Consider the following 23,136-nt stretch of genomic DNA (forward strand, 5'->3'; position numbering starts at 1 on the left):
GGACGGACTACTTGAGGTAGCGGACTACTTGAGGTAGCGGACTACTTGAGGTAGCGGACTACTTGAGGTAGGGGCCGTCCGTTCCGATCCTGCCGGGTCCGTTCAGTACGTAGACCCGCAGGTTTCCCTTGCCGGGCGCGGCCACCGAGAGCGTGCCGCCGGAGACGGTCTTCACGTCACCGGTGACGGCGTCCGTGTACGTGCCGTTCGGGATACCGGTGAAGGTCGCGTCGCCGGTGACCGTGACGAGGGCGAAGCTGTCGGCCGATCCGCTGGTGTATCGGCGCTTGAAGGCCATCGAGCCGCTGATGCCGTCGGTCGAGTACTGGCCCGACTGGAGGGCCGGGATCGCCCGGCGGATCTGGTTGAGCCGCTGAAGGTGCTTGACCAGCGGCTGCGCGAGGGTGGTCGCGACCTCGCCGCTCGCGGAGTCGGCCTTGCCGAAGTCGGAGGCCGTGACGCTCCCCGCGAGGTGGTCGCCGTAGTAGGCGCGTCCGGTCGTCGCCAGGGGGCAGGTCGGCCCGCAGTCGATCTGTTTGCCCTTCTGGAACTCGATCTCCGATCCGTAGTAGAGCGTGGGGATGCCGCGGAAGGTCCACATCAGGGCCATGTTCTCGGCCCAGGCGTCGGTGCCCCCGCTGTAGCGGGTGCTCGACTTGTTCGGACCGTAGTCGTGGCTGTCGACGTAGACGACGTTGTACGTGGCGTCGTTGACGGAGTCGTCGGAGTCCTTGCCGTTGCTGTAGGCGTTCTGCGCGTCACCGAAGTTCATGTGCATGCGCATGTCGATGATGTTCATCCCGGAGAACTGGCTGCGGTCCGGGGTGTGATAGCTGTTCCCGTTCAGGAAGGCGTTGGTGGAGGTGGGCTGGTTGCCGGTGCCGAGCTGCTCCTCGTAGGTGTACTGCTCGATGGCGGCCGTCTCGTCGTCGGCGCTGTAGTCCTTGCGTTCCTTCCAGGTGTAGAACTGCGCGGAGTGGTTCACCGAGCCGCGGTTCCACTTGTCGTTGACGAAGGCGCCGACCTCGCCGAAGACGAAGAAGTTCTTCGCCGCCTCCGTGCCGAACCGCTGGGTGACCCGGTCGTAGATGGCGGGCAGGAAGCGGCGGTTCCAGGTGACACGCGGGATGTGCACGGCCGTGTCGACGCGGAATCCGTCGACGCCCATGTCGATGTACTTGTCGTACGCGCCGATCAAGTAGTTCTGGACGGTGGCGTTCTCGGTGTTGAAGTCGGCGAGGTCCTCGTGCAGCCAGCACGAACGGGAGTCCTCGCCCTCCCAGTTGCCGATCCAGCACTGGTGGTAGTACGCCTTCGGGAACATGCCCGAGGTGGGACTCGGCCACTGGCAGTTGTACAGGGTGTAGCCCTCGGCGCTCTTGCCGCCGGTGGGTTTGCCCCAGTTGAGGCAGGTGTTGCCGGAGGGTTCGGCGGTCGACCAGAGGTCGCCGTTGTAGTACGACTTCCCCGACTTGGGCTCGACGGTCAGGCCGTCGTACTCGAAGCCGTCGCTCTTCTCGTCGTAGTACCAGCTCCACTGGGAGTCGCGCACGCCGTAGACGGTCGGGGTGAAGAGGCCTTTGGCGCCCCAGCGGGAGCTGTGGTTGTAGACGACGTCCTGGTAGATCTTCATGCCCTTGGCGTGGGCCGCGTTGATCAGGTCCTGGTAGGAGGCACCGGCGGACTCCAGACGCGGGTCGACCTTGTAGAAGTCGTAGCCGTGATAGCCGTGGTAGTCGTAGTCCGAACGGTTGAGGACGACCGGGGTGATCCACACGGCCGAGAACCCGAGGGCCTTGACGTAGTCGAGCTTGTCGACGAGACCCTTGAAGTCTCCGCGGAACATGGGGTCGTTGTTGGCCGCGTTGCCCGACTTGACGTCCTGGCTCCCGCCGCGGTTGTTGGAGCTGTCGCCGTCGTAGAAGCGGGCGGTGAGGACGAAGTAGATGGGGTCCTTGCGCGGATCGGTGCCGAGCGGTGTCCCGGCGGCCGGCGCGGGCGCCTTCTCCCCGGTCGTGACGGTGGCCGCGGCGGAGGCGGGCGAGGTGTTTCCGGCCGCGTCGACGGCCTTCACGGTGTAGGTGTAGTCGGTCTTCTCCTCAAGTCCCGTGTCGGAGTACACCGTCGAGCCGACGTCGGTGACGACGGCTCCCTTCGTGCCACCTGTGCGTGTGAGCTGATACTTCGTCACGGCGGTGTCGTCGGTGGCCGGATCCCAGCTCACCACCACCGAGGTGTTCGTGGCGGTCGCCTTCACCCCGGCGGGCGTGGTCGGCGCCTGGGTGTCGGGGGCCTGCGCCGCGCAGGGGTCCTTGGCGTCGGCGGTGACCGTCCGGTCCTTCACGGTCGTGGTGCCGGACGGGATCGCGTAGTCGGCGCTGTTGTTGTTGTCCCAGACGCCGTTGCCGTTGTTGAAGGCCGCCTTGAGCGAGGTGGCGGTTCCGATGTCGAGGGTCTTCCTCCACCATCCGGTGCAGGCGCTCTCCATGCCGACGCCGGGGGCCGTCGTCCAGGAGCCGCCCGTCGGCGCGTAGTGGATGTTGGCGGTGGTCCAGCCCGAGGTGGCGGTCGAGTAGTACACGGTGGCCTGGTTGCCGGTGCCCGTACCCGCGTCGGCGCACGGGTCGCTGTGGGCGATCACCCCGTCCTTGACGGTGATGGTGCCGGTGCCCAGCGCGTAGTTGCCGCCGCCGTTGTTGTCCCAGGTGCCGCTTCCGTTGTTGAAGGTGGCCTGGAGCCCGGCGGCCGAGCCGAGGTCGACGGTCTTCTTCACCCAGTCCGTGCAGGCCGCCTCCATCCGGACGCCCGGCACGGTGGTCCAGGAACCGCCGTCCGGGGCGTAGTGGAGGTAGGTGGACAGCCAGTTCTTGGTCTTCGTGTAGTAGAAGACGGTCGCCGTCGTGGAGGTGGCGGCCGTGCTCTCCATGGGGACGGACCCCGTGTCCGGCGGGGTCAGTCCGAACAGTCCGGTCACCGCCAGGAGCGCCATCAGCGCTCTCAGGGGCGGCCGTCCAAGTCTGCGGCTCATGGGGCGGCTCCAATGCGGGTGCGGGGAGGGGAAGTCGGCGGGGAGGAGTTGCCTTGCAAGGAGAACCGGCAAGTTCCTGAAAGGACTTGCGGCCCGGAAGCTACAGGTCCATGACAGCCACGTAAAGAGATGTGACAACGACCGCGTCGCGCGGTGCGTACCGGACGCTCCCGGTCGGGCGTGAGCCCGCGACGCAGGGTGAGCACCGCGCGCCCCGGTGAGGCGTGAGCCCGCGACGCACCGTGAGCGCGGCTCGCCCCGGTCAGCCGGAGGTCAAGAAACCCCCGGGCGCGGGCAATCCCCTCGTCACCCGGTGAGAAGCTGTGGCCGGACCGGCGTATTCAAGGCGGAAGGGCATCCGCAGCCGCGCCCTTCCCCGACCGGAGGTACCTCGCGCGTGACCATCACCAAGGAAGCCCCGCCGCCGGTCCGGCGGCGGGACGAGGACGACCGCCGGGGCCGGCAGGGCTGGAACATCAACTCGCCGCTCGCCCTGACGATGCTCCTGCTGCTGGTCGTCGCGGCGCAGGGGCCCATCCGCGGGATGCTGTCCGCGCCGGTGATGCAGAGCTGGATGACCGTGTTCGTCGCGGTGGTGGTCCAGGCCCTGCCCTTCCTCGTCCTGGGCGTCCTGCTGTCGGCGGTCATCGCGGTGTTCGTCCCGCCGTCGTTCTTCGCCCGCGCGCTGCCGAAGCGCCCGGCGCTCGCGGTGCCGGTCGCCGGAATGGCCGGGGCGATCCTGCCCGGCTGCGAATGCGCCTCCGTACCGGTCGCCGGGGCGCTGGTGCGCCGCGGCGTCACCCCGGCCGCCGCGCTGGCGTTCCTGCTGTCCGCCCCGGCGATCAACCCCATCGTGCTGACCGCGACCGCCGTCGCCTTCCCCCGCAACCCGGAGATGGTTCTCGCCCGCTTCGTCGCCAGTCTCCTCGTGGCCTGCACGATGGGCTGGCTGTGGCAGCGTCTCGGCCGCACCGACTGGCTGCGGCTGCCGGCCCGCCCCGCGCACGAGGGCCAGGGCAAGGGGGCCGCGTTCTGGGGGTCGGTGCGGCACGACATCATGCACGCGGGCGGGTTCCTCGTGCTGGGCGCGATGGCCGCCGCCACGCTCAAGGCCGTCGTACCGGCGAGCTGGCTGCACGCCGCGGCCGGAAATCCGGTGGTGTCCGTCCTGGCCCTGGCGATCCTGGCCGTCCTGCTGTCGATCTGCTCCGAGGCCGACGCGTTCGTGGTCGCCTCGCTCACCCAGTTCTCGCTCACCGCCCGGCTGGCGTTCCTGGTCGTCGGCCCGATGATCGACCTGAAACTCTTCGCGATGCAGGTCGGCACGTTCGGCCGCGGCTTCGCGACACGGTTCGCACCCACCACCTTCGCCCTGGCGATCCTCGTGTCCGTACTGATCGGGGCGGTGCTCCTGTGAACCGTCAGGCTCAGGCTGCCGTGCTCTTCCTCGTCGGCGCGGCCGTGCTGCACGCGAGCGTCACGGACCTCTATCTGCGGTACGTGAAGGCCGGGTTGCGGCCTCTGCTGCTCGCGGCCGGTGTGGTGCTCATCGTCACGGCCCTCGCGACGGTCTGGTACGAGATACGCGAACACCGCGCCCCCGCCGACCGGGCGGGAGCCGAACACGAACCCACGGACGCGGACGGCGCCGTGAGGACCGGCGCGGGCGCGGGCACTGGCGAGTTCGCACAGGAGCAGGCCCGCGGAGACGTGGCCGTACTCATGGACGGCGACGGGCGCGGCCACGGGGGTGCGGGCGAGAACGGACACCCGGACGGCGACGGACACGGGGCTCCGGACGACGGCGGGCACGGGCACGAAAACGGGCACGGAGACGGGCACGGGCATCGGGAGCCGCGGATCTCGTGGCTCCTCGTGCTTCCGCTGCTCGCGCTCATCCTGGTCGCGCCACCCGCCCTCGGCTCGTACAGCGCGATGCGCACCGGTACGGCGCTGCAGGCGCCCTTCGGCTACGCCAAGCTGCCCGCCGGCGACCCGGTCACCCTCGGACTGGTCGACTACGCGAGCAGGGCGGCGTACGGCCACGGCCGCTCCCTCGGCGGCCGCCAGGTCAAGATCACGGGATTCGTCGCGCTCGACCGCGCCGGTGCCCCGTATCTCGTCCGCATGGCCCTCAACTGCTGTGCCGCGGACGCCCAGCCGGTCAAGATCGGCCTGTCCGGACGGACGCCGCCGGTCCTGCGGCCCGACACCTGGCTGGAAGTCACCGGCCGCTACACCGCCAGGCACACGACGGACCCGGTCAACGGCGGCATCATCCCTTACCTCGATGTCAGTTCGGCGCGGCCTGTCCCGACACCGCGCGATCCGTACGACGAGAGCTGGAACAACTGAGCCCAGGGCGGGGCGAGTCCGCGGGACCCCGCCCCGGCCTCACGCCTCGCGGTCCGGGAGATAGCTCGCGAGGCCACGCAGGATGATCTCCAGACCGATGTCGAACCGCTCGTCGGAGGAATCCGTCACCATCGAGCCGGACAGGGCTCGCAGATGGGGAAAGTCCTCCTCGGGCAGCGACGCGAAGTAGTTCTGCATCTCGTCGGCCATCTCATGCCAGTCGGGGCGCGCCAGGGAGCCGCCGCCGGAGTGCTGGGCGGCCCGGTCCTGCCACATGCCCTCCTCCAGGACGAACCCGTCGATGTAGGTGGAGATGAGGTCACCGGCCTCGGCGGCGATGCGGTCGGGCAGTCCGGCGGTGCGGAAGATGGCGAGCAACGCCTCGACGTACGGCAGCAGTTCGGCGGTGAAGGGGACGTGCGCCATGGAGATCCTGGCCATGTCGCGATGGGACAGCAGGCGCCACCGCCAGGACCGCGCGTAGTCCCGCACCTGTTCCTGCCACCGCTCCGGGTCGGGTTCGGGCAGCGTGAAGCCGGCGAAGAGCCGGGTGTACATCAGCTCCAGAAGGTCGTCCTTGGAGCGGACGTATGCATAGAGGGCGGAGACCGCGACCTCCAGTTCGGCCGCCACCTGACGCATCGACAGCTTGTCGAGTCCGGACCGGTCCAGCACGACGAAGGCGGCTTCGACGATGCGCTCGCGCGACAGCGGCTCGCGCGCCGGGGCGACGCGAGCGCGGACGGGACGCTCGCGTTCCCAGGGGGACGGCGGGGGTGATTCGGGGGTGCCGGCGGCCGCGTCGCTCATGACCACAGTCTAGGCGCCGGAGAGCAGTGTTCTCTCCTGGAGAGCGGCGTTCACCTCGCCCGAACGCGATATATCTTGTCTCGGTCGACGAGTTGCGCTATATCTTAATGAACGCCGTTCTCTTGATGAGCACTGTTCTGTTAGGGTGAACGGCGTTCACCGGCGTCTCGTCTCGTGCTTCTTCCTCCAAGACGGCGAGCCGGGCAGTCACACCCGTCCGCCCCACCGCGCTCCGGTCGACCCCGGCGCGGCCTCTTCGCGAGGAGTTCCCGATGTCCACCACCGGTGTCGCGTCCGCCGAGACGCCCATCGACTCACCAGCGCCCTACCGGTGGCGCTGGGCTGCGCTGTTCGTGATCCTCGCCGCCGAGGTGATGGACCTCCTCGACGCCGTCGTCACGAACATCGCCGGTCCCTCCATGCGGGCCGACCTCGGCGGCGGCGCCTCCACGCTCCAGTGGCTCGCCGCCGCATACACCCTCTCGATGGCCGTCGGGCTCGTCACCGGAGGACGGCTCGGCGACATTCACGGGCGCCGCACGATGTTCCTGGTCGGAGCCGCCGGCTTCACCTTCGGTTCGCTGCTGTGCGCGGTGTCCGTGTCGCCCGGGATGCTGATCGGCGCCCGGGTCGTGCAGGGACTGTTCGGCGCGGTGATGCTGCCGCAGGGCCTGGGCATGATCAAGGAGATGTTCCCGCCGAAGGAGTCGCAGAAGGCCTTCGGCATGTTCGGCCCGGTCATGGGCCTGTCCGCGGTGTGCGGGCCGATCCTGGCGGGCTGGCTGGTCGACGCCGACTACTTCGGCACCGGCTGGCGCATGATCTTCCTCATCAACCTGCCGCTGGGCGCCGCCGCCATCCTCGGTGCCGTGCGCTACCTGCCGAAGGGCCGGTCCGAGAGCAAGCCGCGGCTCGACATCCCCGGCATGATCCTGGTCTCCGCGGCCGCGCTGCTCCTCATCTTCCCGCTCGTCCAGGGCCGTGAGTACGACTGGCCCGCGTGGACGTTCCTGATGATGGGCGCCTCCGTCGTCGTCTTCGTCGCCTTCGCCGTGTACGAGTCGCGCCGCAGCAAGGCCGGCCAGGACCCGCTGGTCGTCCCCAGCCTCTTCCGCAAGCGCGGCTTCAGCGGCGGCATGATCCTCGGGCTGGTCTTCTTCTCGGCCATGCAGGGCTTCATGCTCGTCTTCAACCTCTACACCCAGATCGGCCTCGGCTACTCGCCGCTCAAGGCGGGTCTGGTGATGGTGCCCTGGTCGGGCGGCATGATCGTCGGCTTCGGCGTCGCCCAGGGTGTGGTCCGGTTCGGCCGGACCGTGCTCCAGGCCGGTGCGCTGGTCATGGCCCTCGGTGTCTTCGGCGTGTGGATGACCCTCGACCAGGTGGGGTCCGACGTCGGCCCCTGGCAGCTCCTGCCGTCGCTGCTCGTCACGGGCATCGGGATGGGCCTGCTCATGGCTCCGTTCTTCGACATCGTGCTCGCCAGCGTGGAGCAGCACGAGACGGGTTCGGCCTCCGGCACGATGACCGCGGTCCAGCAGCTCGGCGGGGCCTTCGGCGTGGCCATCCTCGGCACGGTGTTCTTCGGTCTGCTGGGCGGCGGGATCGCCACCGCCGTCGACCACCGCTCGGACGGTCTGCGCGGACAGCTCACCGCCGCGCATGTCACGCCCGAAGCCCAGGACCGCATCGTGGCGGGCCTGCGTGCCTGTGCCTCCGACCGCGCCACCGCCAAGGATTTCGAAGTGACCCCGGCGTCCTGCGCCCGCCTGGAGAAGGACACCCGGTCCGCCGTGACGTCGCCCGAGGACGGCGCCCGGATACCGGCCGCACTGCAGGCCACCGCGTCGTCGGCCTTCCGCAGCGGTTTCGGCTCCGTCATGCAGACGGTGCTCTGGATCGTGGACGGCATGCTGGCGCTGACGTTCCTGCTCGCGTTCCTGCTGCCGCGGCATGCGCGGCCCGAGGAGTCGGCGGGGCACTGAGACACGGGCACGAGGCCGGGGCTTTATCACCCGGGCGCGGGCTTCGGCTCCGACTCCGACTCCGACTCCGACGGCATTGGCTCCGGGGCCGGGACCGGCTCAGACTCCGGGGCCGGCTCAGACTCCGGGTCCAGGTCCGGCTCAGACTCCGGGTCCGGGTCCGACCGGCCCTCGACTCCGACTCCGACTCCGACTTCGGCATAGGCATCGGCATCGACATCGGCATCGGCATCGGCATCGGCATCGGCATCGGCGAACGGAACGGCCGGCTACCCCCAGGGGTGCCCGGCCGTCCCGCTTCCTGCGCGATGACTCCCAGGGCGACGCTCCGTGCCGGTACCCCCTGCCCATCCACGCGGAGCGCGACGCGTACCGTGCAAGCGGGTGGAAAGGCGCCGGGGCCGAGAAGAAGCGGTACGCCGGTCCGAGGTCCCCGGCACCGCTCACCAGGTGAGGATGCCGTCACACCCGACCGACCCGCCCCGGCCACCCATCCACACCGCACCGTCCCGGAAGGACGAGCCCCGTGCTCCCGTCGTACGCAGCCCACTTCGACACACCCGCCGGGTATCTCGACTTCGCACGGTTCGGTCCGCCGTCACGGGACGTCGTGGCCGCCACCACGCGGGCCATGGAGGAGGCCGCTCGCGCCGACCACACCACCGTGGACGGCCTGATGCGCGCGGAGTCCGTCGCCCGCGACACGGCCGCGCGCCTCGCGGGCACCGACAGCCGGCACACCGTCCTGCTCCCCAACGCCTCGACCGGCCTGTTCCACGCCGCCCTCGGCATCCGGACCGGTGTGGTCCTCACCCCGCGTACCGACTTCCCGGCGAACCACTATCCCTGGCGCCGCACCGCGGACCTGGGCCGGGCCACGCCCCGCTGGCTCGACCCGGCGCCGGGCGGCGGAGTCACGCCGGACCTGGTCCGTGCCGCGCTGACCGACGACGTCGTCGCGGTGTCCGTCAGCGCCGTGGACTTCCGCACCGGATTCCGCGCGGACCTCGCTGCGCTGCGCGAGGCGATCGGACCGGACAGGTTGCTGATCGTGGACGCCATCCAGGCGTTCGGCGTCGCCGAGATGGACTGGGACGCGGCCGACGTGGTGGTGGCGGGCGGCCAGAAATGGCTGCGCGCGGGCTGGGCAACGGGTTTCGCGACCCTGTCCGACCGCGCGCTGGAGTCCCTGGAACCGGTCCTCACCGGCTGGACGGGCGTCGAGGAGGTCGGCGTCTTCGACGGAGAGGAACACCCACCGGCGCTGGACGCGCGGCGCTGGTCTATCACCAACCTCAGCCCGGTGACGGCAGCAGCGTTCGCGGCCGCGCTGGAACTGGTGGAGCAACACACTGTCAAGGCGATCGAGACAGCCGTCGCCACCCGGATCGCCGAGCTCACCGAGACGGTCGAGGCACACGGCGGCCGCATCCTCTCCCCCACCGCCCCTGCACGCCGCGCGGGCATCCTCTCCTTCACGATGCCGGACCGCGACCCGTCCGTCGTAGCGAAGGCCCTGCACGCCGAGGGCGTCACCCCGACGGTACGCACCGACTCGCTCCGCTTCTCCCCCCACGCCTCGACCCCGCCGGAGGTTTCCGAACGAGTGGCGGCGGCTTTGACGTCACTGGGGAACTGAACCCACGTCAGGAGGTCGCGGCTGATGTCAGTCCGCTGAACTATCCTTCCCGCCACCGCACACCGACTGGGAGGACCGAGAGAATTGACCGCCCTGCCCGCTTTCCCACTGCCCTTTCATGCTTCACGTTCCATATCGTTCGCGACACCGCGAACGCTGCGGGAACTTGAGATCATGCGGTGCAGCTCACATATCCGGTCGAAGCCGGGGTGGTTCGACAAGATGAACGACGCCGACATCGTGGCCAGATGGACACAGGAAGCGGTCGCTCAGGGCCTCACCGAAGCACAAGTTCGTTACGTGCTTGACGAACTCACGCACTACGCCGCGCTGCGGGACGCACGAACCGGCGTCGAGGTGTCCGCCGTCGACGGGGTGTGGCAGTCGGACACACTGGTCGACGACAAGCTCGGAACCCGGCTGCGCGAGGCGGTTCGGATTCTGGAACAGGTCCCCGAAGCAGAACAGGACTGGCATCCCGGATCCGACGGCCAGGTACTGGATCTGGTTCATCCCTCACTGTTCTGCCTGGTGCGAGACGCGAGCAACGCACCCGAGCGGGCTTGGCAGAACCCGACGAACCGCTACTCGCGATACGAATTCTCCGAGAAGTTCCAGTGGCTGCCCACCGACGTCGACGTCAGCGACGACGGCGATGTCACCTTCCGTTCGTACGTCAACAACGTCCATCCCGAGACCCATCGCGAACTGGCCTCCGTCCTGCCGGAGTTGTTCGCGAGCATGCGTCCGCTGCTGGAGAACGTGCTCACCGATCTGCGCCATCCGCGGCCAGTGCGGATCGAAGCCGATCCTTACGGGTGGTACGACTCGGAGCCGGAGTATCCGAACAAGTCCTCCTACAGTGATGACGAGACGGCCTACGCGGAAGCCGTCCGTGCATGGGAAGAGGCCCATGACGACTGGTGGGAAACCCGCCGCCCGGCCGTCCCGGACGCCCCGGCCTTCACCCCGCCCGGGTCACCTGATGAATCCGCCCGAGTCGACCTGCGCGGTCACCGCCTCCAGGTCATCGTCAAACTCGCCACCATCCAACTCACCCCGGACAAGCCCGAGTACGCCGGCGGTTCCTGGCATGTCGAGGGGATGCTGAACGAGCGGATCGTCTCGACCGGCATCTACTACTGGGACAGCGAGAACATCACCGAGAGCCGGCTGAGCTTCCGGGCGGCGCTCGACGACCCGAACTACGAGCAGAACGACGACAACGGGGTGCGTGAGGTCTACGGCCTGGAGAACGAGGACGCGCTGAACCAGGTGCTGGGATCGGCATCGACCCCGGCGGGCCGCTGCCTGGCGTTCCCGAACATCCTGCAGCACCGCGTCGGCTCATTCCGCCTCACGGACGACACCCGCCCGGGCACCCGCAAGATTCTCGCGTTCTTCCTCGTCGACCCGTCGGAAACGATCGTCTCGACATCCGATGTGCCGCCGCAACAACCGTGGTCCGACACCTCGACCATGACGCTTGAACAGGCCAAGAACCACCGCGAACAGCTCATGCATGAACGCAAGTTCTTCGTCGACGAGCACAACGAGCAGCTCTACGAACGAGAGTTCTCCCTCTGCGAGCACTGAGATCCCGGCCCGCCGCCCGCGTCCACCCCCGTCACTCCTTCGGCACTCCGTCGCCGCTCCGTCGTCGCTCCGCCAGCTTGCGGGCGATCACCTCCATGATCTGACCCGCCGGCTCGGGCATGTGCAGGTCGTGGTGGGAAGCGTCGATGTCGTACTCGTCGAGGGAGCCGAGGACGTACGGACGCCAGCCGGGGCCGTACGACGACAACCCGTCGACCTTGTCCGACTTCGCGTTGAAGTAGAGCAAGTCGCCGCGGTAGACCGGTGATGCGAAGACGGCCATCTTGTTGAGGTTGTTGGCACCCACCTTGGACATGTCCTCCAGGAATCCGTCCAGGTTGTCGGTGTTCATGTACTGGCCGAAGACCTCCTCGACATCACCCCGGTACATCGCCGCCGTCCTGCCGGCCACCTGCTTGAACGGGCTGTCCGGGGCGGTGGTCGCCGGCGGGGCGTCCAGGACGGCGACGAGGCCGACCTTGTGGCCGCGCCGGTCCAGCTCCGCCGCGGCCGCGTGCACGACCGGGCCGCCGAACGACCAGCCGATCAGGTGGTACGGGCCTTCCGGCTGGAGGGCGAGGATCTGAGCAAGGTAGTCGTCGATCATCTCCTCCACCGAACCCGCCAGCGGATCCTTGCCGTTGGAACCGCGGGACTGCAACGAGTAGGCCGCCCGGTCCTTCACATGCGGGGCGAAGGTGAAGAACGCCCAGCCCAGGCCGCCGCCTCCGTGGAAGAACCACAGGGGCGGCTCGCCCGTACCGGGATCCCTGTTCAGGGGCAGCACGACCCCGTACGAGTCGCTCTGGTCGTCCGGAGTACCGCCGACGATGACCAGACCGCCCAGCTCGGCCACGGTGGGATAGTCGGTGATCGTCGTGAGGGGCAGGTCGATGCCGAACTCCTCGCGGATACGGGCGCTGAGGCGAGTGGCCAGGTCAGGATTCCCACCGAGCACGAAGAAGTCGTCGTCGATTCCGACCCTCTTCAGGCCGAGCAACTCGCCGAAGAGGGCGCACAGTTTCTCTTCGTGCGCGTTGCGCGGACCCTGGCTGCTCACGTTGTCCGCGCGGGAGTTGCGTGAACCATGGCCGCTCGTGTGGCGCTTGGGCAGCGCTCGCGGGGCCTCCGGCACCTCGATCGCACTGACCGGCGACAGCGGGGCGGCGACCAACTCGTCCAGCACCGACACGAACCCGGCAGCGATCGCCTCGGCCGTTTCCCTGTCGAACAGCTCGGTCGCGTAGATGAGGTCACCTCGCAGCGCCCCGGAACCGTCCTCGGCCATGCTGACCATCAGGTCGGCCTGGGCGGTGTACGTGAGGTGCTGTTCGAACTGCACTTTGAGCCCTTGGAGTTCGAGTTCCCGCTTGTCGAAGTTCTGCCAGGCGAACATCACCTGGAACAGCGGCTGGTACGCCGCGGAGCGCTCCAGGTCGAGGCCCTCGACCAGCATGTCGAACGGCAGGTCCTGATGCTCGTAGGCCGCCAGCGCCTTGTCCCGCACCCGTGCGAGCAGGTCCGCGAACGACGGGTTGCCGGAGAGGTCCATCCGCAGCACCTGGGTGTTGACGAAGAACCCGACCATGTCGGCCAGCCCTTCGTCCGTGCGGCCGGCGATCGGGTTGCCGATCGGCACGTCCTCGCCGCCGCCCAGCTTGCCGAGCAGCACGCCCAGCGCGGACTGGAGGACCATCGACAGGGTCATCCCGCGTTCGTCGGCCAGTTTCCGCAGGCGGGCCGCGGACTCCGGTCCCACCACGACGTCGACCATGTCGCCCTCGGAGCTCCTCACCGCGGGCCTCGGGCGGTCCAGCGGCAGGTTCAACGGCTGTGGCACGCCGTCCAGTTCCTTGCGCCAGTACTCGCTCTGCGCCGCCGCCAGGCTGTCCGGGTCCGCCATGTCGCCGAGCAACTCTCGCTGCCACAGCGCGTAGTCCTTGTACTGCGCGGCCAACGGCTCCCACCGCGGCGCCCGGCCGTCCAGGCGTGCGGTGTAGGCCTCGGCCAGGTCGCGGGCAAGCGGCGCTCCCGAGCTGCCGTCCGTGGCGATGTGGTGGATGACCAGGACAAGGACGTGCTCCTGGGCGGAGCGGCGCAACAGGGTTGCCCGCAACGGTATTTCGGCCGCCAGGTCGAACCGGTGCGCGGCGGCCTCGTCGACCGCCCGGGACTCGTCCTCGGGCGCCACCTCGACCACCGGCACCCGTACGGAGGCCTGTGTGGCCGACAGGATGCTCGGCTGAGGCTCACCGTCGGCGTCCGTCACGTACGTGGTCCGCAGAATCTCGTGCCGGGCGACCACGTCATCGATCGCGGCGGCCAGGGCGGCCTCGTCCAGTGGCCCGGTCAGCCGGAACGTCGGGGAGATGTTGTACGTCGCCGCGCCGCGATCCAGTTGGTGCAGGATCCACATGCGGCGCTGTGCGAAGGACAGCGGCGTCGCGGCGTTCTCCCCTGTGTGATCGCGCGGCTCGAACCGGAGGCGGCGGGGAGCGGCCGCTCTCCTGGACCATTCGGCGAACGCGGCAACCGTCGGCAGGTCGAAGATCTTGCGGATCGGAATCTCGATCCCCATTTCGGCACGGGCGCGGTTGATCAGCCTGGTGGCCAGCAGCGAGTGCCCGCCGAGCGCGAAGAAGTCGTCGTCGATGCCGACCCTCTCCAGGCCGAGCAATTCGCTGAAGAGGGCGCACAGTTTCTCTTCGTGGGAGTTGCGCGGCCCACGGCTGCTCACGACGGTCCTGTGCTTCGCGGGCAGTGCTCGTCGGTCGATCTTTCCGGCCGGGTTCAGCGGGAGCCGCGAGAGCGGTACGACGGCGGCCGGGACCATGTAGTCGGGAAGGCGTCCACGCAGGTAATCGGGCAGTTCGGCCAGCAGCGGGCCGATCGCCGTGGCGAGCGCGGGGGCGTTCACCCGGATCCGGTCGGCGCCGGCACGGGGAACGAACCCTCCGGTGAGGGTCCGCCGCTCGTCCTCCCGTTCGGGCAGGAGGATCGCGTCGAAGGCGTGGACGGCATCACCCGACCACGTGAGGACGGCGTCGAGGCCCTGCCGCCGCGCCCACACGGCGACTTCCTCCGGATCGAGTGGAGTACCGATGGGGGCGGCCGTGCCTCGGCCACGGATGGCGGCGGCCGTACCTCGCCCACCGGTGGCGGTCGCCGCCGCGGCCTCCTCCGTCAGCCGTGCGTTGGGGATCCCGGTCACCCGTACCGGGCCACCAGCCGCCTGCTCGACGCAGCCGTCGAGACCAGCCAGGCCGGTCACTTCCCTGCCCCACGCCACTGCCGGCACACCGGAAAGGTCGAGGGCGACGGTCGGCGCCTTGTGCAGCACGACCTCGTAGCGGTGCCGGGTCAGCTCGTTGTGGGCCTGCCCCGCCTTCAGCCGGATGTCCACACCGCCGGCATGCTCACGCGCCCACTCGGCGAACCATTCCGGAGCGACCACCAGCTCCCGCTCGGCGAGCAGCGCCTGCTCCACCAGCGTCCGCACCTCGCTCAAGGACGCGTGCGGGTGCGCCGCGCACTGCACCGCGCTGGTCAGAATCCGCTGGGTGGCGGCGTTACGGACGTCGCCGACGATCAGCCGGCCGCCGTCGGCGAGGAGTTGCATGGCCTGGAGCAGCACTCGGTCCAGGTACTCGGCGCTCGGGAAGTACTGCGCCACAGAGTTGATGATCACGGTGTCGAAGGCGCCCCTGGGCAGCCCGGAGAGGTCGTCGGCCGCCTGGGCGCTGAGCCGTGCCCGGTCGCCATGGCCGGCTTCCTCGGCCTGGGCCCGGACCCGGTCGACGACCGTGGGCGAGATGTCGGTGCCCCAGTACTCCTCGACCTCGCCGATGATCTTCGCAAGCAGCAGGCCGGACCCCACTCCGATCTCCAGCACCCGGCGCGGTGCGAACCGCAGCACCTGGGCCACCGCCGCGTCCCGCCACTCCCGCATCTGATCGATCGGAATCCGCTCACCGGTGTAGCTGGAGTTCCAGCCCTGGAAGTCCTCGCCCAACGTCCCTTCGGCCGAGACGGTATACGTGTCGTCATAGACGTGACGCCACTCCTCCACCTGGGCGGCGGTGTCGGCGACGGCAGTGTCGGGGTCGGGTTCGATGTAGGCGACCAGGCGCTGCTCGCCCTTCTGGTCCTCACGGACCACGACCGCCGCCTGCGCGACCGAGGGATGTCCGCTGAGCACGTGCTCGATCTCGCCGAGCTCGATGCGGAAGCCGCGGACCTTGACCTGGGAGTCGGTGCGGCCGATGTACTCGATCTGACCGTCCTTGTTCCACTTCACCAGGTCGCCGGTGCGGTACATGCGGGCGCCGGCCGGGCCGAAGGGGCAGGCCACGAACCGCTCGGAGGTCAGTGCGCTCTGGCCGAGGTAGCCGCGGGCCAGGCAGGTGCCGGCGAGGTGGAGCTCGCCGGCGACCCCGGGCGCGACCGGACGCAACGCCGCGTCCAGGACGTAAACCTGGTTGTTCCAGATCGGGGTGCCGATCGGTACGCGGTCGGCTCCCGGGACGTGCTGCCAGCCGGTGACCTCGACGGTGGCCTCGGTGGGCCCGTAGAGGTTGTGGGCGGAGCAGCCAGGCAGCAGGTCGGTGAAGCGGTTGGCGAGGGCCGCGGGGAAGGCTTCGGCAGCGACCTCGATCCAGCGCAGGCTGGTGCAGCCCTTGGCGGCGGGTTCGGTGACGAACGCCGAGAGCAGCGACGGCACGAAGAACACGCCGGTGACGTGTTCGCGCTGGATCAGGTCGGCGAGGTAGGCGGGGTCGCGGCGGCCCTCGGCGTCCGCGATGACCACGGAGGCACCTGTCTGCAGGTTGGAGAACATCTCCGGCACGGAGGCGTCAAAGCTCGCCGGGGTGCTCACCAGCATCCGGTCCTCGGGCGTGACCTGGAAGTGTTCCAGGCCCCATTGGATCCGGTTGGTGATCGAGCGGTGGGCCACGGGCACGCCCTTGGGGCCGCCGGTGGAGCCGGAGGTGAAGATGACGTAGGCGGCGTTGTCCGGCGACAGGGTGCGCTCGGGGTCGGTGTCCGGACACCCCGACACGTCCGGCAGCGTCCCGTCGAGCAGCAGCAGCGGGTCGGCGACGGCCAGGATGTGGCGTACGCGATCCTCGGGCAGCTCAGTGTCGAGCGGTACGTAGGCGGCGCCGGCCTTGACCACGCCGTACACGGCCACCAGCAGGTCCACGGAGCGGGGGATCTTGACCGCGACGAGCTGTTCGGGGCCGGCGCCCTGTTCGATGAGCCAGTGCGCGAGTTTGTTGGCGCGGGCGTTGAACTCGGCGTAGGTGAGCCTCTCGTGCTCGCCGATGACCGCGACCGCGTCGGGGGTGCGGCGCACCTGTGCCTCGAAGGCGTCGGGCAGGGTGGTCGCGGCGACCGGGCGGGCGGTGTCGTTGATCTGCCGTACCAGGCGGTCGTGTTCGTCCTCGCCGAGCACGTCGATGGAGCCGATCGGGGCCTTGGGTGCGGCGGCGACCTGCTCCAGGACCCGTACGAACCGCGCGACGATGTCGGCCGCGGCCTCCTGGTCCAGCAGGTCCTTCTGGTATTGCAGGACCAGTTGAAGCCGCGGATCGGCCGCGGCGGCCAGGATGACCGGGTAGTGCGAGCCCGCGAACGGGCGCAGCCCGGTGATGGCGACACCGGCCGAGGAGTTGGCCTCGCCGATGGCTTCCCGGTCGATGGGATACGACTCGAACACGACCATCGTGTCGAACAGTGTGGTCAGCCCGGTGGCTTGCTGGATCTCCGCGAGGCTGTGCTGGTGATGGTCGAGCAGGGCCGCCTGCCGGTTCTGCAACTCGGTGAGCAGGTCAGCGAAGGTGGTCTGCCGCTCGCAACGCACCCTGACGGGGATGGTGTTGATGAACAGTCCGACCATGTCGTCGACGTCCTTCACCGCGGGCGGGCGCCCGGACACGGTGGCTCCGAAGACGATGTCGGAGTGCCCGGTGAGACGGGCGAGGAGAACGGCCCAGGCACCTTGCACGAGGGTGTTGAGGGTGACGCCGAGCTCCGCGGCCCGGCGGGACAGGCCCTGCCTGCCCTCGAACACCACTTCGATGGAGCCTATGCCCGCGGAGTCGTGCCGAGTTCCCGCGTGCGGTACGAGCAGAGTGGGTTCCTGGACACCGTCGAGTTCGGCCGCCCAGACGCGCCCGGATTCCTCGTGGTCGTGGTGCGTGAGCCAGGTGAGGAAATCGGCGTAGTCGCGAGTGGGGGTGAGCGCGGCCGGGTCGCCGTCGGCGGCGTAGAGCAGGAGCAGGTCGCGCATGAGCAGCGGAGTGGACCAGCCGTCGAACAGCACGTGATGGGCGGTCAGGACGAGTTCGGCCCGGTCGGGTTCGAGGACGGCCAGGGCCAGCCGGATCAGCGGTGGGGTGTCCGCGTCGAAGTAGGTGGTCCGGTCCTGGTCGAGGAACCGCTCGAACTCCTCGGTGCGCGACGGCTCTTCGGCCGCCGTCAGGTCGAGGTGCTGCCACGGCAGCGTCACCGATTCCGGTATCACCTGGACGAGATCCCCGTCCGCGCGGTCGACGAACGCCGCGCGCAGGGCGGGGTGGCGGTCCAGGAGCGCCTGTCCGGCGCGGCGCATCCGTTCCGCGTCGACGTCGCCGGACAGGTGGAACACGAGTTGCATGTGGTAGGCGTCGAAGGAGGATCCGGCGAGCATCGCGTGGAACAGCAGCCCGGACTGTGCGGGGGTGGCCGGCCATACCTGCGCGAGCCGGCCGAAGCGGGTCTCCCAGGTGTCGATCTCATGTTGGGCAACCATGACCAGAGGCGCGTCGCTGGGGGTGAGTCCGCCGGCGTCGGCAGTGGCGGTGTGCAGGGCCAGGGCGCTCAGCGCCCGGACCCACAGACCGGCCAGTTCGCCGACCTCCTCGCGGGACAGGACGCCGGCGGGGAAGCCGAAGTAGGCGGTGAGTTCCTCGCCGTTACCGGTGTCGGTGGCGACCGCGTTGATCTCCAGCGCGGACAGCACCTCCATGTCCGGGTCGGGTGCGGCGATCAGGCCGGCGTGTGCGGTGTCCGGCGCCCAGCCCAGGCCACGGAGTTCCTCGGGGATGTCCGTACCGGAGGCCTTGCCGAGGTAGTTGAATCCGATCTGCGGGCGGCGCGCCCCGGTCAGAACGGTGGCGGTGTCGGGGTTGAGGTGGGCGAGCAGGCCGAAGCCGAGGCCGGCGTCCGGTACCGCGCGCAGCTGTTCCTTGACGGCCTTGACCGCCCGGCCTGCCGCCGCGCCGCCCGCGAACGCGTCCGCCAGGTCGATACCGGTGACGTCCAGGCGGACCGGGTACATGGCGGTGAACCAGCCGAGCGTGCCGGACAGGTCCGCCCCGGGCACCAGGTGTTCTTCCCGGCCGTGGCCCTCCAGCCGGACCAGGGACGATGTCGCCGGGGCTCCGGACACACCGCGCGTCCGGCGCCAGCGCGCCAGGGCCAGGGCGAGGCCGGCCAGCAGGCCGTCGTCGACGCCGCCGCGGAACACCGTGGGCAGGGTGTCGAGCAGGGTCCTGGTGACGTCGGCCGGGACACTGACGCGCACCGTGTCCACGGTGGCGGCGACATCACGTACGCCGTCCAACTCCCGCGCCCCCAGGACCGGTTCGTCGCCGTCCAGGATCCTTAGCCACAGGGGCAGTTCGGCGATCCGCTCGGGGCGGACGGCCTCCTCGGCCAGGGCGTGGGTCCATCGGCGCAGCGAAGTGCCGCTCTCCGCCGGTCGCGGGGTGGTGCCGGATCGGACCTGCTGCCAGGCGGCCACCAGGTCCGGGAGCAGGATCCGCCACGACACCCCGTCGACGACCAGGTGGTGCAGCACGATCAGCAGCCGGTCCGGGCCGGTGTCGCAGATCAGCCGCACGAACTGCGCCATGACGCCGGCGTCCGGGTCGAGGCGGTCGGCGGCCGCGTCCAGTTCGGTCTGCGCGTCGGCCGCGCGAAAGGGGACCTCGTGCAGCAGCGCGGCGGCGTGCACGTGGCCGGGCGCCTCCATCCACAGGCCCGGCCGCTCGCGGTCGAGCCGGGAGCGCAGCACGTCGTGCCGGTCCAGTACGGCCTGCAGGGTGGCCACCAGTCCCGCGCGGTCGATGTCCTCGGGCAGGGTCAGCAGCGCGGACATGCAGAACCGGCCGGTGCCACCGCCCAGCGCCAGCACGTGTGCCGCCGTCGGCGGCAGCGGCGCCCAGCCGACACCCCCGCCCTCCAGCTCGGGCAGCGTCACCCGCTCCTGTTCGGTCCGGCCCTCGACCAGTTCCGCGAGCCGGGCGACCGTACGGTGCTCGAAGATCTCCCGGGTGGTGACGACGACACCGCGCGCCTTGGCCCGCGCCACCACCTGGATGGAACGGATACTGTCCCCGCCACCGGCGAAGAAGTCGTCGTCGGCACCGACCTGTCCGGGCCCGGCGCCCAGCACGTCGGCGTACACCTCGGCCAGCACCCGTTCCGCCTCGCCGTGCGGGGCGCGGTACTCGGCGTCCGCGAACCGCGGCTCGGGCAGGGCGGACCGGTCCAGCTTCCCGCTCGGGGTCAGCGGCAGCCGGTCGAGGACCAGCAAGTGGGCGGGCACCATGTAGTCGGGCAGCCGCTTGGCCGCGAACCGCCGCAGGTCCGCCACCGAGACGCCGGCGTCCAGGGCGAAGTCGCCGTCCCCGGCACCGCCGTCCACCGCCACCACGTAGCCGACGAGCCGCCTGCTTCCGGAGGGGTCCTCGCACACCGTGACGGCGGCCCGGCTGACGGCGGGGTGCTGGGCCAGGACGGTCTCGATCTCGGTGGGTTCGACACGGATGCCGTTGACCTTGACCTGGTCGTCGGCGCGTCCGGCGTACCTCAGCCGGCCCTGGGCGTCCCACCGGGCCAGGTCGCCGGTGCGGTACATCCGGGTACCCGGCGGGCCGAACGGGCAGGCGACGAAGCGTTCCGCGGTGGCGGTGCCGTTCCGGTGGTACCCGCGGGCGACCGGGCCCGCCACATACAGCTCACCGGTCACGCCCGGCGCGACCGGGGCCAGTTCCGGCCCCAGGACGTGGGCCCGCATGTTGGCCAGCGGAACGCCGACGGGTATCGCACCGGTCCCGGTCCACTCCCGCGGAACGGTGAACGTGGAGGCGTAGAAGCTCTCGGTCTGTCCGTAGGCGTTGACGACGCGGGTGCCCGGCAGCGCCTGACGCACCCTGCGGACCAGGTCGCCGGAGAGCTCCTCACCGGCGAACACGACGGTCTCGACGTCGAGGCGGAGGCCGCTGGAGCCGTCGGCGGTGAGCTGGTCGAGGAGCGCGGACATCAGCCCCGGCACGGCGCTGATGGTGGTGCCCGACCATGCGTCGCGCTCGGCGAGTTCGAGGACGTCGCGGACGATCTCGACGCTCGCTCCGGCGGTGAGCGCGGTGAAGATCTCGAAGACGCTGACGTCGAAGTTCACCGAGGTCGCCGCGAGGACACGCGAACCGGCCTCGACCCGGGTGCGCCGGGCCAGGTCCTGTACTCCGTTGACGACACCGGCGTGGGTGACGGCGACGCCCTTGGGGGCCCCGGTCGATCCGGACGTGAACATCACGTACGCCAGGTGGTCGGGCCCGATGCCGGCCGTCGAGGCGTCGACGACGGGGCCGTCCAGGTCCAGGTCGAGGTCCAGGTCGTCGAGGTGCAGGAGCGGAGGCCGGCCGCCGGCCACCGTGTGCGCGGTGTCGTGGTCGGTGAGCACCAGGGCAGGGCGTCCGGTGTCGAGCAGGAGACCGGCGCGTGCGGAAGGGAAGGCGGGGTCGATCGGCAGGTAGGCGCCGCCCGCCTTGAGGACGGCCAGCAGGGCGACGGCCAGGTCCGCCGAACGCGGCAGCGCCACGGCCACCAGGACGTCCGGCCCCACACCCTGTTCGCGCAGCACCGCGGCCAGCCGGCCCGCCCGGACCTCCAGCTCCCCGTACGACAACGAGGTCCGCCCGCACACCACGGCGGTCGCCTGCGGGGCCCGTGCCGCCTGGGCGGTGACCAGCTCCGGGACCGTCGCCGCCCGCATCGGCGCCGCCGTCTCGTTCGACCGGGCCAGCCCGGCCCGCTCGGTCTCGGTGAGCACGTCCACCGCGCCCAGCCTGGTCCCGGGACAGGCGACCACCTGCCGCAGCACCCGTACATAGCGGTCGACGAGAGTCTCGGCCGTCGCGTGGTCGAACAGTTCCGTCGCGTACTCCAGGCGCCCGTACGCCCGCCCGGAGGCGTCGGGGACGATGTTGAGGAACAGGTCGAACTTCGCCGTCTCGGTCCCCGGCCAGACAAGGGTGCCCCGCAGCCCCGGCATCTCGATCTCCGGCCATACGAACTGCCAGGCCAGCATCACCTGGAACAACGGCTGGTAGGCGGTGGTGCGGTCGGGGTTGAGGAGTTCCACCAGGTGCTCGAAGGGGACGTCCTGGTTGTCGTAGGCGGCGAGCGCCCGCTCCCGCACCTGGTCCAGGAGATCACCGAACGCCGGATTGCGCGACAGGTCGACCCGCAGCACCCAGGTGTTGGCGAAGAACCCGATCAGGTCCTCGAGTTGTTCGTCGGCGCGGCCCTCGATCGGGCTGCCGATCGTCAGGTCGTCGCCCGCGCCCAGGTGGTGCAGCAGCACCGCCAGCGCGGCCTGCGCGACCATCGGCGCCGTGGCACCGTGCTCCGTGGCCAGCTCGCGCACCCCGGACAGCAGCTCGGGTTCCAGCTCGAACATGACCTCGGCACCGCGGTGGCCGGCCGATCCGGGCCGCGGCCGGTCCAGCGGCAGTTGGACCGGCTGCGGCACCCCGGCGAGTTCGCGGCGCCAGTGCTCCAACTGCTCCGCGGCGACACTGTCGGGGTCGTCCTCGTCACCGAGCATCTGCCGCTGCCACACGGTGTAGTCCTTGTACTGGACCGGCAGCGGAGCCCAGTTGGGCGCGACGCCGTGCCCGCGCGCCTCGTACGCCGACAGCAGATCCCTGACGAACGGCGCCATCGACGCCCCGTCCGCCGCGACATGGTGGAACACGAACACCACCGTGTGTTCGCGTGGCGCGACACGGAACACCGCTGTCCTCAGGGGCAGGTCCTTGTCCAGCTCGAACCCCGCACGCACGACGTCGAGCATCGCGTCGCCCAGTGCGTCGGCGGCCACGTCGACCACCCGGAACGGCGCCGCCGCCTCCTCGGCCGGCAGGATCCGCTGCTCGGGAACGCCGTCCGCGTTCTCCACGAGCAGAGTGCGCAGACTCTCGTGCCGGGAGACGACGTCCGCCACCGCCGCGGACAGGACCGCCGTGTCCAACTCCCCTTCCAGGCGCAGCGCGAAGGGGATGTTGTACGTCGCGGACGGCCCCTCCAGCCGGTGCAGGAACCACAGCCGGCGCTGAGCGAAGGACAACGGGATCATCGGCTACTCCTCAACGTTCATCTGTCGCGGCTGGATTCGGTTCGGCCTGGCCGATTCATCGATCCCTCGGGCTCGTCGCGCATGCCGCCGACCAGCGGGGGCCCAGCAGGGTGACCAACAGAGAATGCCCAGCACGGGAGGGAAAACGAAGTCCGTACGGCCCTTTACCTGTCGGTCGGCCTCGCGAACTGTCCACGGCGGCAGGTGAATTGACTTACCCGTCGATCCACTGCGGCGCGTGGAACGCTGACGCGCCGCAGGGCGGTCCGGCGGTGCCGTGGTGTGTCCCGCCGACGGGACGCACCACGGCACCGGC

General features: G+C 70.0%; 8 protein-coding genes. 5 read left to right on the forward strand and 3 right to left on the reverse strand.

Going from position 1 to position 23,136, the window contains the following annotated elements; genetic code table 11:
* Nucleotides 1-58: 58 nt before the first annotated feature.
* Nucleotides 59-3,028: a carbohydrate binding domain-containing protein gene (locus tag ACFXGX_RS22940; RefSeq protein ID WP_384794296.1), complete on the reverse strand. Its 2,970-nt coding sequence runs from the start codon at nt 3,026-3,028 to the stop codon at nt 59-61.
* Between the two features lie 397 nt (nt 3,029-3,425).
* Here ACFXGX_RS22940 and ACFXGX_RS22945 point away from each other — a divergent pair, with 397 nt between their 5' ends.
* Nucleotides 3,426-4,445: a permease gene (locus ACFXGX_RS22945; protein ID WP_384794299.1), complete on the forward strand. Its 1,020-nt coding sequence runs from the start codon at nt 3,426-3,428 to the stop codon at nt 4,443-4,445.
* A complete protein-coding gene (locus ACFXGX_RS22950; RefSeq protein WP_384794302.1) occupies nt 4,442-5,383 on the forward strand; it encodes a TIGR03943 family putative permease subunit in 942 nt (313 codons plus the stop codon). The genes ACFXGX_RS22945 and ACFXGX_RS22950 overlap by 4 nt, the downstream gene beginning before the upstream one ends.
* Nucleotides 5,384-5,422: 39 nt before the next feature.
* Here the strand turns inward: ACFXGX_RS22950 and ACFXGX_RS22955 are convergent, their stop codons facing one another.
* Nucleotides 5,423-6,193, reverse strand: a complete 771-nt coding sequence (locus ACFXGX_RS22955; protein ID WP_384794305.1) for a TetR/AcrR family transcriptional regulator — start codon at nt 6,191-6,193, stop codon at nt 5,423-5,425.
* Nucleotides 6,194-6,465: 272 nt separating this feature from the next.
* Between ACFXGX_RS22955 and ACFXGX_RS22960 the strand changes: the two genes are divergently transcribed.
* The 3 genes from ACFXGX_RS22960 to ACFXGX_RS22970 all read left to right on the forward strand — a co-directional run bounded on the left by ACFXGX_RS22960 (nt 6,466) and on the right by ACFXGX_RS22970 (nt 11,413).
* Complete coding sequence (locus ACFXGX_RS22960) at nt 6,466-8,178, forward strand: MFS transporter (RefSeq protein ID WP_384794308.1); 1,713 nt, start codon at nt 6,466-6,468, stop codon at nt 8,176-8,178.
* A gap of 526 nt (nt 8,179-8,704) precedes the next feature.
* Nucleotides 8,705-9,817 carry an aminotransferase class V-fold PLP-dependent enzyme gene (locus ACFXGX_RS22965; RefSeq protein ID WP_384794311.1) on the forward strand — a complete coding sequence of 371 codons (1,113 nt, stop codon included), beginning with the start codon at nt 8,705-8,707 and terminating at the stop codon, nt 9,815-9,817.
* 84 nt (nt 9,818-9,901) lie between these two features.
* Nucleotides 9,902-11,413, forward strand: coding sequence for a DUF4246 domain-containing protein (locus ACFXGX_RS22970; RefSeq protein WP_384794314.1), 1,512 nt, complete (start codon nt 9,902-9,904; stop codon nt 11,411-11,413).
* 31 nt (nt 11,414-11,444) lie between these two features.
* Here the strand turns inward: ACFXGX_RS22970 and ACFXGX_RS22975 are convergent, their stop codons facing one another.
* Nucleotides 11,445-22,820, reverse strand: a complete 11,376-nt coding sequence (locus ACFXGX_RS22975) for an amino acid adenylation domain-containing protein (protein ID WP_384794317.1) — start codon at nt 22,818-22,820, stop codon at nt 11,445-11,447.
* Nucleotides 22,821-23,136: the final 316 nt, after the last annotated feature.

Source organism: Streptomyces sp. NPDC059371 (genome assembly GCF_042751995.1).
Classification (GTDB): domain Bacteria; phylum Actinomycetota; class Actinomycetes; order Streptomycetales; family Streptomycetaceae; genus Streptomyces.

What these genes read in the sequence shown, in the direction of transcription:
- ACFXGX_RS22940 (WP_384794296.1), bottom strand. Translation starts at nt 3,028, where the DNA reads ATGAGCCGCAGACTTGGACGGCCGCCCCTGAGAGCGCTGATGGCGCTC.
- ACFXGX_RS22955 (WP_384794305.1), bottom strand. Translation starts at nt 6,193, where the DNA reads ATGAGCGACGCGGCCGCCGGCACCCCCGAATCACCCCCGCCGTCCCCC.
- ACFXGX_RS22960 (WP_384794308.1), top strand. Translation starts at nt 6,466, where the DNA reads ATGTCCACCACCGGTGTCGCGTCCGCCGAGACGCCCATCGACTCACCA.
- ACFXGX_RS22975 (WP_384794317.1), bottom strand. Translation starts at nt 22,820, where the DNA reads ATGATCCCGTTGTCCTTCGCTCAGCGCCGGCTGTGGTTCCTGCACCGG.